This is a genomic window from Rhizobium sp. NFR03 (genome assembly GCF_900111275.1).
Classification (GTDB): Bacteria; Pseudomonadota; Alphaproteobacteria; order Rhizobiales; family Rhizobiaceae; genus Ferranicluibacter.
Map to the genome: position 1 here is coordinate 436,935 of NZ_FOGR01000003.1, position 12,947 is coordinate 449,881.

At 64.0% G+C, this 12,947-nt stretch carries 11 protein-coding genes; 4 read left to right on the forward strand and 7 right to left on the reverse strand.

Annotation, left to right across the window (positions count from 1 at the left end):
• Window positions 1-15 precede the first annotated feature (15 nt).
• Window positions 16-423 (reverse strand): DUF2000 family protein, encoded by a 408-nt coding sequence (locus BSG19_RS11815; RefSeq protein WP_092988006.1) that lies wholly within the window; start codon window positions 421-423, stop codon window positions 16-18.
• A 100-nt stretch (window positions 424-523) separates the two neighbouring features.
• Between BSG19_RS11815 and BSG19_RS11820 the strand changes: the two genes are divergently transcribed.
• Window positions 524-1,315, forward strand: a complete 792-nt coding sequence (locus tag BSG19_RS11820) for an AraC family transcriptional regulator (RefSeq protein WP_244529213.1) — start codon at window positions 524-526, stop codon at window positions 1,313-1,315.
• 16 nt (window positions 1,316-1,331) lie between these two features.
• Here the strand turns inward: BSG19_RS11820 and ppx are convergent, their stop codons facing one another.
• The 4 genes from ppx to BSG19_RS11840 all read right to left on the reverse strand — a co-directional run bounded on the left by ppx (window position 1,332) and on the right by BSG19_RS11840 (window position 6,968).
• Window positions 1,332-2,852 carry an exopolyphosphatase gene (gene ppx / locus BSG19_RS11825; RefSeq protein ID WP_092988010.1) on the reverse strand — a complete coding sequence of 507 codons (1,521 nt, stop codon included), beginning with the start codon at window positions 2,850-2,852 and terminating at the stop codon, window positions 1,332-1,334.
• Window positions 2,853-2,864: 12 nt separating this feature from the next.
• On the reverse strand, window positions 2,865-5,078 hold the full coding sequence (locus BSG19_RS11830) for an RNA degradosome polyphosphate kinase (RefSeq protein WP_092988012.1): 2,214 nt from the start codon (window positions 5,076-5,078) through the stop codon (window positions 2,865-2,867).
• A 64-nt stretch (window positions 5,079-5,142) separates the two neighbouring features.
• The gene (hdaA, locus tag BSG19_RS11835; RefSeq protein ID WP_092988014.1) at window positions 5,143-5,850 is read right to left on the reverse strand and encodes a DnaA regulatory inactivator HdaA; all 708 of its coding nucleotides are present in this window, start codon (window positions 5,848-5,850) and stop codon (window positions 5,143-5,145) included.
• Entirely contained in the window at window positions 5,847-6,968 is a 1,122-nt protein-coding gene (locus BSG19_RS11840; protein WP_244529239.1) for an AI-2E family transporter, read from the reverse strand. The genes hdaA and BSG19_RS11840 overlap by 4 nt, the downstream gene beginning before the upstream one ends.
• A 261-nt stretch (window positions 6,969-7,229) precedes the next feature.
• Here BSG19_RS11840 and purM point away from each other — a divergent pair, with 261 nt between their 5' ends.
• From purM to BSG19_RS11855, 3 genes are all read left to right on the forward strand, one after another.
• Window positions 7,230-8,312, forward strand: coding sequence for a phosphoribosylformylglycinamidine cyclo-ligase (gene purM / locus BSG19_RS11845; protein WP_092988018.1), 1,083 nt, complete (start codon window positions 7,230-7,232; stop codon window positions 8,310-8,312).
• Window positions 8,313-8,338: 26 nt separating this feature from the next.
• Window positions 8,339-8,941, forward strand: a complete 603-nt coding sequence (purN, locus tag BSG19_RS11850; RefSeq protein ID WP_092988020.1) for a phosphoribosylglycinamide formyltransferase — start codon at window positions 8,339-8,341, stop codon at window positions 8,939-8,941.
• 202 nt (window positions 8,942-9,143) lie between these two features.
• Window positions 9,144-10,097, forward strand: a complete 954-nt coding sequence (locus BSG19_RS11855) for an omptin family outer membrane protease (RefSeq protein ID WP_092988022.1) — start codon at window positions 9,144-9,146, stop codon at window positions 10,095-10,097.
• 53 nt (window positions 10,098-10,150) lie between these two features.
• On the opposite strand, the gene BSG19_RS11860 is transcribed toward BSG19_RS11855, so the two are convergent.
• Window positions 10,151-10,765 carry an NUDIX domain-containing protein gene (locus BSG19_RS11860; RefSeq protein WP_092988024.1) on the reverse strand — a complete coding sequence of 205 codons (615 nt, stop codon included), beginning with the start codon at window positions 10,763-10,765 and terminating at the stop codon, window positions 10,151-10,153.
• Window positions 10,762-12,939, reverse strand: coding sequence for a molybdopterin-containing oxidoreductase family protein (locus tag BSG19_RS11865; protein ID WP_092988026.1), 2,178 nt, complete (start codon window positions 12,937-12,939; stop codon window positions 10,762-10,764). The genes BSG19_RS11860 and BSG19_RS11865 overlap by 4 nt, the downstream gene beginning before the upstream one ends.
• Window positions 12,940-12,947 lie beyond the last annotated feature (8 nt).

Below are 12,947 nucleotides of genomic sequence, written 5' to 3' on the forward strand. Positions count from 1 at the left end.
CGTCGGTGACCGGCTTTAAGGGTGCAGCTTGGCGCCCTTGACGATCTTGTCCGCGATCTTTTTGTCGGCATGCAGCGCGATGCCCACCACCTTGGCGGTATCGGGTGCGCAGTCAGCAAAAACGGCCCTGTTGGCGGCGTCATGCCCGGTGAAAAACATGTCCTCGATATAGAGCGACGTTCGGACGTCCCGTTCCAGCGTGCGGACGAGGATGGTGCGCAGAAGGTCCTGTCCGGCCGACAGGACGATGATCGGCTGGACGCTCAACGCGTTGTAGACGTTACCGTCAGCGTCGCGGTAGGCTTCTCCGATCAGGTCGGGCTTTGCGCCGACGATGCCGCTCGTCAGGAAGGCGGTCACGTTCAGCTTTTGCCAGACGGCGAGATCCTCGCGCAACACGATGACGAATTTGGTCTCGAACATGACGGAAAACTCCATTCTCGGATATCGGACGCCCGATGCGCCCGCGGCTTCCCTAGCCGATCGCACGACCCGCGATCTTGAACGTTCGTGCGGATCGCCCGTGACGGACCGCATCCGCATTGCCCGGGGAACAGGCATCGAGCGGATCGAGGCGGCCTTTCGGGGCAACGCCTTTGCCCCGCACCGGCATGACACCTATGCGCTCGGCCTGACGCTCCACGGCGTTCAGACGTTTCGCTATCGCGGCGAAGTCCGGTACAGCGCGCCGGGCAACATCATCGTGCTGCATCCCGACGAGGTCCACGATGGCGGTGCGGCAACGGAAGACGGGCTGCGCTACCGGATGATGTACCTGCCACCGGACATGCTGATCGACGCGCTGGGCACCCGAGAGCTTCCTTTCGTGGCATCGCCGGTCATTTCCGACGCTCTGCTGGCGGCCAGTCTGGCGGATGCGATGCGTGATCTGGATGGCGAGATCGACGACCTTCAATGCGCCGAACTCATGAGCACGGTTGCCGACGGACTGTCGCGACACGGCCGGGGGCAGGACGTCGCGGGGGTGAAAGTGGACGTGCATGCCGTGCGGCGAGCCTGCGAATACTTGCAGGCGTCCCGCTCGCAACCTGTCACGTCGGCGGATCTGGAAGCGGTGACGGGGCTCGACCGTTTCGCCCTCGCCCGGCAGTTCCGTGCCCGCCTCGGCACGAGCCCGCATCGCTACCTGATCATGCGTCGGCTGGAGCAGTCCCGCGCCCTGATCCGGCGCGGCCTGCCGCTTGCCGAGATTGCGCTGGAGACAGGCTTCGCCGACCAGGCGCATTTCACGCGGCACTTCAAGAATGCCCATGGAATGACACCCGGCCGGTGGGTTGCGCTCTCGCGAAACTAGCCCGCAGGACGGCCGGCTACTCGAACCGGAACGCGATCCGCTTGCCCGTCTGTTTCGCAAGCTGCTGCAAGCGGCCATCCAGCCTCTCGCCTGCGAACTCGCTGTAGTCGGCGGGCACCACGAAATCGAGGTCGGTATTTGCCGCAGAGGATGGGCGGAGGGCGAGGTTGCGGACCACGCCCGGCATGGAGGCGGAGAACAGGTAAGCAACGCGGAGCAGGGCGCCGAGGATCTTGGCCTGTTCCAGCATGCGCGCCGGCGTGATGGTGGAAAGCGGGCTGGTCGCGCCGTTGTCGTTCAGGCCGTCGTGCCGGTAGTAGTTGGCGAGCGCGATATAGGCGCGGCCGGCATGGGTGATGCCGGAAAAGGTGGAGTGGGCGATGATGTTCAGCGCCTGAAGGCCGCGATAATCGGGATGGGCCCGCCAGGAGATGTCGGCGAGCAGGCACGCGGCCTGCCGGTAGCGGGCTTCCTCTTCGGTTTCCGTGACACCGAGCGCCGGCAGCACCCTGCCCGTCCAGTCCGCCAGTTCGCGGGCGTGCTCGGGAGAGCGGGCGCGCAGGATGGCGAGTTCGGAAGCTGCCGTCAGCAGCGGATCGGCATTGCGGGCCTGCTCCGACAGGAGCGAGAACAGATAGCCTTCGCGCACGCCGAGTGCTGAGAACGAGATGCGGGCGGGCTTGAGAAGCGCGATGGTCTCCTGCAAGGCGATGGCGCCATAAGGCAGAAGGTTTCGGCGGCTCCGGGAAATAGCGGCAAAGGCGGGGATCTTGAGATCCTTGGGCTCGATCACCTCGGGCAGGAAGCTCATCGCCTCCTCATAGGTCATCTCGTAGCCCTGCATCATGTGCAGCGGATAGTCGCGCAACTCCATGTGCAGCTTGGCGATGGAGCGCCATGTGCCGCCGACGGCGTAGAAATTTCGGCCCGCGCCGCGCTTCAGCACATCGACGTTCTTCACCGTCTTGCGGACATAGGTTCGCGCCCGCTCCAGCGATCCCCCGGCATGTTCCGACAGGCGGATACCGCCGAGCGGCAGTGTAATGCCCGTGCCGATGTTTCGCCCGACGACGTCGACCAGTTCCAGCGAGCCGCCACCGAGATCACCGACGACGCCGTCGGGATCATGATAGCCGCTGACGATGCCGAGTGCGGAGAAGTAGGCCTCCTCCTCGCCGGAGAGGACGCGGATCTTCTGGCCGAGAATGTGCTCGGCGCGGCGAATGAAATCGGGACCGTTGGAGGCGTCGCGGGCAGCAGCCGTCGCCAGCACGAAGCCGGTGGATGCGCGGGCCTGCGTCGCCAGTGCCTTGAAGCGGTGCAGCGCCTTCAGCGCACGCTCCACGCTTTCGGCATCCATCTGGCCTGTGGCATCGATGCCTTTACCGAGGCCGCACATGACCTTTTCGTTGAACAGCACCGCAGGCGAGCGGTTCAGCCCTTCATAGATCACAAGACGGATCGAGTTGGACCCGATATCGACGACGGAAACAGGGGCGATGCCAGGCAAGCGCCCCTGAGCTTCGGATTCTACCATGCGGGTCCAGCTTTACTTTCTGCGGTCGCTGTCCCAGCCGGCGATAACCTTGGGCGCGCTCGACTTCAGGGCCTCGCCCCGGCCCGACAGGCTGGGATTGGTCATGAAATAGACTTGCGCGTTGAACGGCTCGCTGTCCTTGGACACCGAGATCCGCCGCGAGGTGCCGTCCTCGAGAATTTCGTAGCTCTGCTGGTTATCGATAAGATTTGCCAGCATGATCTGCGACAGGACCTGTTCGTGCACGGTCCGGTTGACGAGAGGTACGAGAGTCTCCACGCGCCGGTCCAGGTTGCGCGGCATCATGTCCGCCGAGCCGATATACACAAGCGCATGCTCGGAGGGAAGAGCATGGCCGTTGCCGAAACAGAAGATGCGGCTGTGTTCCAGAAAGCGCCCGACGATGGACTTGACGCGGATATTCTCCGACAGGCCGGGCACCTGCGGACGCAGGCAGCAGATGCCGCGCACGATCAGCTCGACCTCGACGCCCGCACGGCTGGCGCGGTAGAGCGCATCGATGATCTCGGGGTCCACCAGCGAGTTCATCTTCATCCAGATGGAGGCCGGACGACCGGCGCCGGCATGCACGATCTCCTCCTCGATGTGCTTGAGGATGCGCGGACGCAGCGTGTGCGGCGAGATCGCCAGCTTCATGCCGGCCTCGGGCTCGCCATAGCCGGTGATGAAGTTGAAGATATTCGCCATGTCGTGGCCGACCACGGGCGAGCAGGTGAAGAAGGAGAGATCCGTGTAGATCTTGGCGGTGACAGGGTGGTAATTGCCGGTGCCGAGGTGGCAGTAGGTCCGCAGCTTGCCCTCTTCGCGGCGCACGACCATCGACATCTTGGCGTGGGTCTTCAGCTCGATGAAGCCGAAGACGACCTGCACGCCGGCACGCTCCAGATCGCGCGCCCAGCGGATATTCGCTTCCTCGTCGAAGCGTGCCTTGAGTTCGACCAGCGCCGTCACCGATTTGCCGGCGTCGGCGGCATCGATCAGTGCACGCACGATGGGGCTGTCGTTGGAGGTCCGGTAGAGCGTCTGCTTTATCGCAAGGACGTCAGGATCGCGCGCAGCCTGATGGAGGAACTGGACAACGACGTCGAAGCTCTCATAGGGGTGGTGAACCACCATGTCTTTTTCGCGAATGGCGGCGAAGCAGTCTCCCATGTGCTCTCGGACTCGCTCGGGAAATCGCGCATTGTACGGCGCGAACCGCAGATCCTCCCTCGGAGCCTTGGTGATTTCCGACAGCGTGTTCAGCGCCAAGAGCCCCGGCAGCACGGCCACGCGGTTTTCCGGCACGCCGAGCTCCGAGATGACGAAACGGCGCAGCTCCAGCGGCATTTCCGAATCGATCTCGATGCGGATGACCGAGCCCCGGCGGCGGCGCTTCAGAGCGGTCTCGAAGAAGCGAACGAGATCTTCCGCCTCTTCCTCCACCTCGATATCGCTGTCGCGGATGATGCGGAACGTGCCCGCTCCCTTGACGTCGTAGCCCGGGAAAAGGCGGCTGATGAACATGCCCACCACGTCTTCGAGCGTGATGTAGCGGATGGTGGAGCGCACGTCCGGTAGGCGCACGAAGCGGTCGAGCGCCACGGGCAGACGCAGGAGCGCGGTCATCGGGTCCCGCCCTGAGCGGCTGACGAGCTGAAGCCCCATGGTGAAGCCCAGGTTGGGAATGAAGGGGAACGGGTGCGCCGGATCGATCGACAGCGGGGTGAGAACCGGGAACATCGACTGGTCGAACGTCGTCTCCAGCCAGGTCCGGTCATCGGCAGACAGCGAGACCGGGCGGACGATGAGGATGTCTTCCTTGGCGAGATACTGCTGAAGCACGGCCAGCGACGCCTGCTGCTCCATCTGCAGCGTGTTGATCTCTTTCAGGATGTCGCCCAGCTGCTCGGCCGGCGTCTTGCCGTCGGGGCTGCGCACCACGACGCTCTGGCGCACCTGCGCCTCGAGACCGGCGACGCGGACCATGAAGAACTCGTCGAGGTTGGCAGCCGAGATCGACAGGAAGCGGACGCGCTCCAGGAGCGGATGCGCCGTATTGAGGGTTTCCTCGAGAACACGGCGATTGAACTGCAGCCACGAGAACTCGCGGTTGATGAACCGCTCCGGGCTGTTCAGCAGATCGATTCCCTTGTCGACAGCGTCCTTGTCGACCGGGTTGGCTGGCGGAGTGGTCGTCTTTGCCGCAGCAGTCGTCGTATCCATGTCCGGTTCCCTCATACGCTTTGCGAAAAGCTGCTAGACGAGTTTGACGACGGAACTGTGACAGTCAATCGTCTTGTTCAGGGATTTCTTGTGTATCCCCTGCATTCCCAATTTTTTCAAGCACTTCGGCGGCGAGCGAGCGGCTGATCCTTGTGCGGCGGGCGAGCGCCAGACGGTCGATATCCTCGACCACGCGATGAGCGCTTTCCAGCGACCGCTCCATGCGGGCGACGAGGTAGGCGATCAGGCGTTCGTCGGGAAAAAGCTGACGGTCGGCAAAGAGCTTCATCAGGACCTGACCGAGAAGATCGTCGTCCGGCTCGCTCATTTCCACGACGGTTACCGCCTTCAGGCGCGAGGCGAGATCCGGCAGCGCCACGCCCCAGGCAGCCGGCCGGGTGCGGGCCGTGACGAGGAGGTAGGTTCCGTTTTCGCGCACGCTGTTGATGACATGAAACAGCGTGGTTTCGTCAAATCCGCGCCGGTCGGCATCCTCGAACAGGACCGGACCGCTGGCCGCGATCTCTGGCGCCTCGCCTCCCGGCTGAAGATCGATAGGGCTTGCGCCGCTGGTCTGCGCCCAGATGGCGGCGAGATGCGACTTGCCGGAGCCCGGCGGCCCGACGAGCACCACGACGTGCGATGGCCATTGCGGCCAGCCATCGACAATCGCCACCGCGGCCTCCAGCGAGGACGAAACGAGCAGGTCGTCCCGGCTGATTTGCGGCGCGTGGCCCAGGGGCAGCGGCAGCTGGTCGTCTCGGCGGTTCATGTCAGGCTGTGCGGTACGTTCGGCTGGGCTTCGATGGTCGTGTGGGTCGGCGGGCTGTGATAGACGTCGCTCTCCAGGTAGCGCGCCAGTGCGAAGCGCACGAGGACGCCGAGGGCTGCCGCCGCTGGGACGGCCACGAGCAGCCCGACGAAGCCGAACAGCGAACCGAAGGCCAGCAGGGCGAACATGAGCCAGACGGGATGCAGGCCGACGCTGCTGCCGACCAGCTTCGGCTGCAGGATGTTGCCTTCAAGGAACTGACCCGAGAAGAAGATGCAGGCGACGACGATGACCCAGAAATAATCCGGCCAGAACTGCACCAGCGCCACACCCACCGCCAGCACCAGACCCACCATGGAGCCGACATAGGGAATGAAGCTGATGATGCCGGCAAAGAAGCCGATCAGCAGGCCGAAGTTCAACCCGGCAACGGTGAGCAGGATGCCGTAATAGAGCCCGAGGATGATGCAGAGCGAGCCCTGACCGCGCACGAAGCCGGCGATGGAGCTGTCCATGTCGGTCGCGATCTGGCGGACGGTGGAGAGCTGGCCGCGCGGGATCCAGCTATCGACCTTGGCGACCATGCGGTCCCAGTCGAGCAGCAGGTAGAAGGCGACGACCGGCGTCACCACGAAGAGGGAAATGATATCGAGCAGGGCGACGCCGGAGTTCCAGAGTTGCTGCACCAGCGTGCCGAGGAAGCTAGCGCCCTGCGCCAGCAGGCGCGACGAGTTCTGGCGAATGGCCGGCAGCTGGCTCTGCAGCCAATCCGGAAGGAGATCGGCATGAGGGCTTGCCAGAAAATCCTGGAAGCTCGCCACGTAATCCGGGATCTTCGCGATGAACTCGGACGCCTGCGTGAAGATGATCGGGATGACGAGCACGAGCGACAGCGCGAAGACGACAATGAAGCCGATGAGAATGACGACGGTTGCCATCATCCGGCTCAGGCCCCATTTTTCCAGACGGTCGGCGATCGGATCCAAAAAATAGGCGAGCGCCATGCCGGCCAGGAACGGCAGAAGGATGGAAGAAAAGACGAACAGAAAGGCGATGAAGAGGATGAAGAAGGCAAGCCAGAAAAACGCCTGGCGGCGAAATCCCTTTCCGCTGAACATGGTGGCCATCTGATGCTCCGATCCTGTTGACATCGCGGCGGCCCGGGGCTCGCTTCCAATGAGATAGGCCCGAGATAGGACGGCGCAAGGCGGCCGGTCAAGCGCCGGTGATTCGCTATCCCCCAGGGATGACACAGGGATGACTTTGAGAAAGCGCCGAGATCCATGCGGGAAAAAGCCCCGCGAGAGCGCTTGCACGCTTGCACTTGCCCGCACCACATGCCAATCGCAGGGCTTGAACGGGTGCGTGGAGAGCCAAACATGAGCCAGTCGGAACACAATGGTCTGACCTACAGCGATGCGGGCGTCGATATCGATGCCGGAAATCTGATGGTCGAAAAGATCAAGCCGCATGTCCGCTCCACCCGCAGGCCTGGCGCCGATGGCGAGATCGGCGGCTTCGGCGGCCTGTTCGACCTGAAGGCCGCCGGCTTTACCGATCCGGTGCTGGTCGCCGCGAACGACGGCGTCGGCACCAAGCTGAAGATCGCCATTGACGCCGACAAGCACGACACCGTCGGAATCGATCTCGTGGCCATGTGCGTCAACGACCTCGTGGTGCAGGGCGCCGAGCCGCTGTTCTTCCTCGACTATTTCGCAACCGGCAAGCTCGATCCCGATCAGGGCGCGGCCATCGTCGCCGGTATCGCGGCGGGTTGCCGGGACGCGGGCTGTGCGCTGATCGGCGGCGAGACGGCGGAAATGCCGGGCATGTATTCCGGCGGCGACTACGATCTTGCCGGCTTTGCCGTCGGCGCGGCCGAGCGTGGCCGTCTGCTGCCGGCGGGCGACATTGCCGAAGGTGACATCATCCTCGGCCTCGCCTCCTCCGGCGTTCACTCCAACGGCTATTCGCTTGTGCGCAAGATCGTCGGTCTCTCGGGCCTTGCCTGGGACGCGCCGGCCCCCTTCGACACTGGCACCGAAGGCGCGACCCTTGCCGACGTGCTGATGACGCCGACGCGTATCTACGTAAAGCCGCTCCTGAACGTCATCCGCGAGACCGGCGGCATCAAGGCGCTGGCCCACATCACCGGCGGCGGGTTTCCCGAAAATATTCCGCGCGTGCTGCCGAAGCATCTTGCGGCCGAAATCGACCTGGCGGTCGTCAAGGCGCCGCCCGTGTTCTCCTGGCTTGCCCGCACCGGCGGCGTCGCGGCAACCGAGATGCTGCGCACCTTCAACTGCGGCGTCGGCATGATTGCCGTCGTCCCGGCGGAGCTTGCCGATAGCGTGACGGCAGCGCTTGCGGCCGAAGGCGAGACGGTGTTCCGCCTCGGCCGGATGATCGCCCGCAACGAGGGCGCGCCGGGCGTCGTCTACGAGGGAACGCTGGCGCTGTGAACGGGATGGGCCAGAGCGAGATAGGCATGAGCGAGGCTACATCGCGCAAGCGCGTCGTCGTGTTCATCTCCGGCGGCGGCTCCAACATGCTGGCGCTAGCGGACGCCTGCGCGGCGACCGACTACCCGGCCGAGATCGTCGGCGTGATCTCCGACCGCGCGGCAGCAGGTGGCCTTGAAAAGGCTGCCGCGCGCGGCATTCCCACCGCTGCCTTCGAGCGGCGCGATTATGCCGACAAGGCGGCGCACGAGGCCGCCATTCTCGATCATGCCGAAAAGCTGCGTCCCGATCTCCTGTGTCTTGCCGGCTACATGCGCCTGCTGAGTGGCGCCTTCATCAGCCGATACGAAGGCCGCATCCTCAACATCCACCCCTCCCTCCTGCCCGATTTCCCCGGCCTGCACACGCATCAGCGCGCGCTGGATGCCGGCCGCACGGAAGCCGGCTGTACCGTTCATTTCGTCACGGAGGGCATGGACGAAGGGCCCGTGATCCTGCAGACCCGCGTGCCGGTTCTTGCAGACGACACGGCGGAAACGCTGGCGGCCCGCGTGCTGACGGTCGAGCACAAGACCTATGCAGAGGCATTGCGGAGGGTGGCGAGCGGCGACGTTCGGATGGGCGCTTAGGGGCTGGTTCGCCTACTGCCGGCCCCCAGGTTCATTGGCACATCGAGAATGATGCCGGAACGCAACATTCCCTACAGATTCTGACGCCGCATCGTCGCGGCACCCCGACTTGCCTGTGCTCAAGTCTGTTTTACCCTTGCCACCGCTGCAACCATTCCGTTTATGAAAATATTTGATTATATTCATATCGGCGGGCGGTTTCATGACATTCAGGCGGTTTGCGGCACCGGCCATTCTCGGCGTTCTCGTCTCCCTTTCCCCCGCACTTGCGGCCGAGCCGATCACACAATCGGCAGACGGCTCCATCCGGCTGTCGGGTGGCATTGGCCTTCTCGATCTCAAGGCCACGGAACTGGTCTATGACGGCGGCAGCAAGCTGAGCCAGCTCGAATGGGAGAGCCGTGCGGTAACGCTTTACACCGCATCGGTTATTGCCGATCTCAGCGCGGACTGGATCGTGCAGGCGACCCTGCGCTACGGCGATGGCGGCGACAGCGGGATGACCGACTATGACTGGATCGAGCCTTTCAACGACGGCACATCCAAAGACGGCTGGAGCGACCGCTCGATTCATCCGGATACCCGGCTGAAATACTATGTCGACGGCGATATCTCCGTCGTGCGTTCCGTCTACCGAACCGAAGCGGCGACGCTCGGGATCGCCGGCGGATTTCGCTACACTGACGTGCGGTGGGATGCCTATGGCGGCTCCTACCTCTACAGCGTCAACGCTCCGCGGGACGATATCGGAACCTTTGCCGATGGCGAACGCGGCATCAGCTATCGCCAGCGCATTCCGGTCTTCTACACAGGCATCACCGGTGCTGCGACTATCGACCGTTTCGGCTTTTCCGGCGGCGCGAAAATCGGCGTGACCTCGGGGATCAACGATATCGACCATCACTGGATGCGCGACCTGCGCTTTGACGACAGGATGAAACCTGCCCCCGTCGCTCTCCTCTCCGCGGAAGTGAGCTACGCTTTGACGGACAAAGCAGGCCTCTATTTCGGCGCGAGTTTCGAGAACGTGTTTCGCAAGAGGGGTGACACACAGATCCTGGAACGCTCGACAGGCAATAGCGACGTCTCCAAGGACAGCGCTGGCGCCGCGTTCCGCAGCGTCGCGGTATCATTCGGTATCAAGGGCGCATTCTAGTCAGCCCGCCAGGGGTCGTTCCTCTTGGACCGAAATGACAGCCATGATGACGCTCAGGGCGTGGTGGATGTCGTCGCTTTCAGGCTCTCGCGATTCATCACCGCCCATTGCAGCAGCATGATCGTCTTGCCGTCGCAGATCTCGCCGGAGGCGATCATCGACATCGCGTCGTCGAGGCCGAGTTCAACGACTTCGATGTCCTCGTCTTCCGATGCGAGGCCACCGCCCTCCTCCACCCGGTCCTCGACATCGATGACGGCGGCGAAGCAGTGGACGATTTCAGTGACGGCACCGGGCGACATATAGGCCTTGAAGAGCGAGCGGACGGCGCCGACGCGATAACCGGTTTCCTCCATCGCCTCACGGCGGATCGCATCCTCCGGCGCATCGCCATCCAGCAGACCAGCTGGCGTTTCGAGCATCCAGCCCGTGCCGCCATTGACATAGGTCGGCACGCGGAACTGGCGCACGAGCACCACGACATCGCGGCGCGGATCGTAGAGCAGGATCGTCGCCCCATTGCCGCGATCATAGGTCTCGCGCTTCAGCACCTTGGCGCGACCCTCGCCATCCGTGTAACGGAAGGTGATGTTGCGCAGGTGATACCAGTTCTTGGAAAGCGTCTCGTCCTTCAGGATCTCGATGGTCACGTTATCGGACTTGCTCATGCGGGTTCTGCCATTCGAAGGGTCTCGTCGCGTTTCAGCCAGATGCGGTTGTCGTGGAAGGCGGCGCCGCCATAGGGCGCGACGCTATCGGCGCCGGTCAGCACGTTGATGCCTTCGCCGTCGAGATGGGCGCCGTTCGGCCACAGACCTTCGGCAACCACCACCCCCGGCCGCGTGCCGCCGCCAAGGCGGGCGTGGAGGCGGATCTCGCCCCTGACATTGCCAAGCCGAACGATGTCGCCATCCGCAATGCCGAGACGCGCGGCATCGGTCGCATGGATCATCACCTCCGGACGGCCTTCCTTCTGCACCGAGCCCGGCGTTTCGGCAAAGCTCGAATTAAGGAAGGAGCGCGCCGGCGATGTCGCCAGACGGAACGGATGATCCGCGTCGGGAGATTCGATGAGGTCGGCATGGTCGGGATAGACCGGAAGGCCCGCGACCGGGCCGAGCATGCCGATGGCGGCGGGCGGGCGATTGGGCGCGGGCGTGCCGGTCCAGTCGGCGCGGAAGCGAAAGCGGCCATCGGGATGGGCAAAGCCCTCGATGAAATGGGCGGTGGCGAAGTCCGGCTGGACATCCAGCCATTTCTCCGCCTTCAGGTGATCGTAACCGCTGTCGTAGTTGACGAGGATGCGGTCGATATGGTCGCGCTCGCTCAAGCCGAAGCCGGGGCGGTCGGCAACCCCGAGACGCTTTGCCAGCTCCTCGATGACGAAGAGGTTGGTGCGCACCATCGACGGCGGTTCCACCAGCTTTGGTCCGAGCAGAATATGCTGATGGCCCCCGCCGCGGTAGAGATCGTCATGCTCAAGGAACATGGTGGCTGGCAGCACGATATCGGCAAGCTTGGCCGTATCGGTCATGAACTGCTCATGCACCGCGACGAAGAGGTCGTCGCGCTGGAAGCCGCGTTTTACCAGTCGCTGCTCGGGCGCGACGTTGACGGGATTGGTGTTCTGGATGAGGAGCGCCGTGACCGGCCCGCGATGTCGCAGCGCCTCCGCGTCGCCGGTCAGCACGCGGCCGATCTGCGACTGGTCGAGCATGCGGATATCAGGGTCCACCATGGCGGTGCCCATCAGTTCGCGCTTGTCGAAGCGGAAGATATCGTTGTTGGAGTGGAACGCGCCGCCGCCCTCGTGCTTCCACGAGCCGAGCACGGTGGCGATGCTGGAGGCCGCATGGATGGCGACTGCCCCGTTGCGCTGGCGGGTGAAGCCATAGCCGAGGCGGAAGTAGGTCTTCGGCGTCGTGCCGACCAGACGCGCGAAAGCCTCGATCTCCTCGACCGAAAGGCCCGTTATTTCCGACGCCCATGCGGGGTCGCGGCTATTGAGATGCGCTTCCAGTCCGGCCGGATCATCCGAATGGGTGGCGAGGTAGGCGCGATCGGCGTGGCCGTCGCGGAAGGCGATGTGCATGACGGCGCAGGCAAGCGCCGCGTCCGTGCCGGGACGCACGGTCAGCGCCATGTCGGCCTGCTTCATCGTCGGGTTGTCGTAGATGTCGATGACGACGATCTTCGCCTTGCGCTCCTTGCGGGCGCGAATGGCATGGGTCATCACATTGACCTGGGTGGAGACCGCGTTGGTGCCCCAGATGACGACGCAATCCGACAGCGCCATTTCGCGCGGATCGGGACCGCGCAGCGCGCCGGTGCCCATGGTGAAGCCGGTCCAGGCCGGGTTGGTGCAGATCGAACCAAAAAAGCCGGAATAACGCTTGGCATGGCGCAGCCGCTCGATGCTGTCACGCTGCACCTGCCCCATCGTGCCGGCGTAGAAGTACGGCCAGACGGCTTCCGAGCCATGCTGCGCCTCCGCCTTCAGGAATGCCTCGGCAATCTCGTCGAGCGCTGCCTCCCAGGAGATGCCTTGGAACCCGCCCTCGCCTTTGCCACCGACGCGGCGCTGCGGCACGAGCAGGCGGCCCGGATGGTAGATACGCTCGGAGTAGCGCGCTACCTTGGCGCAGATAACGCCGGCGGTGTAGGTGTTGGCGGCAGCACCGCGCAGCCGGCCGATCCGGCCGTCCGGGGTCAGGTCCACGTCCAGCGCGCAGGCCGAAGGACAGTCATGCGGACAGACGGAATGTCCGACAGCATTTCCCGTTTTCATGGGGTTTTCCGCTTTGATGGGGGTCGCAAGGTTCATAGGTTTTCTATAGGACATCGCCAAAG

What these genes read in the sequence shown, in the direction of transcription:
- BSG19_RS11815 (WP_092988006.1), bottom strand. Translation starts at nt 423, where the DNA reads ATGTTCGAGACCAAATTCGTCATCGTGTTGCGCGAGGATCTCGCCGTC.
- ppx (WP_092988010.1), bottom strand. Translation starts at nt 2,852, where the DNA reads ATGGTAGAATCCGAAGCTCAGGGGCGCTTGCCTGGCATCGCCCCTGTT.
- BSG19_RS11830 (WP_092988012.1), bottom strand. Translation starts at nt 5,078, where the DNA reads ATGGATACGACGACTGCTGCGGCAAAGACGACCACTCCGCCAGCCAAC.
- hdaA (WP_092988014.1), bottom strand. Translation starts at nt 5,850, where the DNA reads ATGAACCGCCGAGACGACCAGCTGCCGCTGCCCCTGGGCCACGCGCCG.
- BSG19_RS11840 (WP_244529239.1), bottom strand. Translation starts at nt 6,968, where the DNA reads ATGTTCAGCGGAAAGGGATTTCGCCGCCAGGCGTTTTTCTGGCTTGCC.
- purM (WP_092988018.1), top strand. Translation starts at nt 7,230, where the DNA reads ATGAGCCAGTCGGAACACAATGGTCTGACCTACAGCGATGCGGGCGTC.
- purN (WP_092988020.1), top strand. Translation starts at nt 8,339, where the DNA reads ATGAGCGAGGCTACATCGCGCAAGCGCGTCGTCGTGTTCATCTCCGGC.
- BSG19_RS11855 (WP_092988022.1), top strand. Translation starts at nt 9,144, where the DNA reads ATGACATTCAGGCGGTTTGCGGCACCGGCCATTCTCGGCGTTCTCGTC.
- BSG19_RS11860 (WP_092988024.1), bottom strand. Translation starts at nt 10,765, where the DNA reads ATGAGCAAGTCCGATAACGTGACCATCGAGATCCTGAAGGACGAGACG.
- BSG19_RS11865 (WP_092988026.1), bottom strand. Translation starts at nt 12,939, where the DNA reads ATGTCCTATAGAAAACCTATGAACCTTGCGACCCCCATCAAAGCGGAA.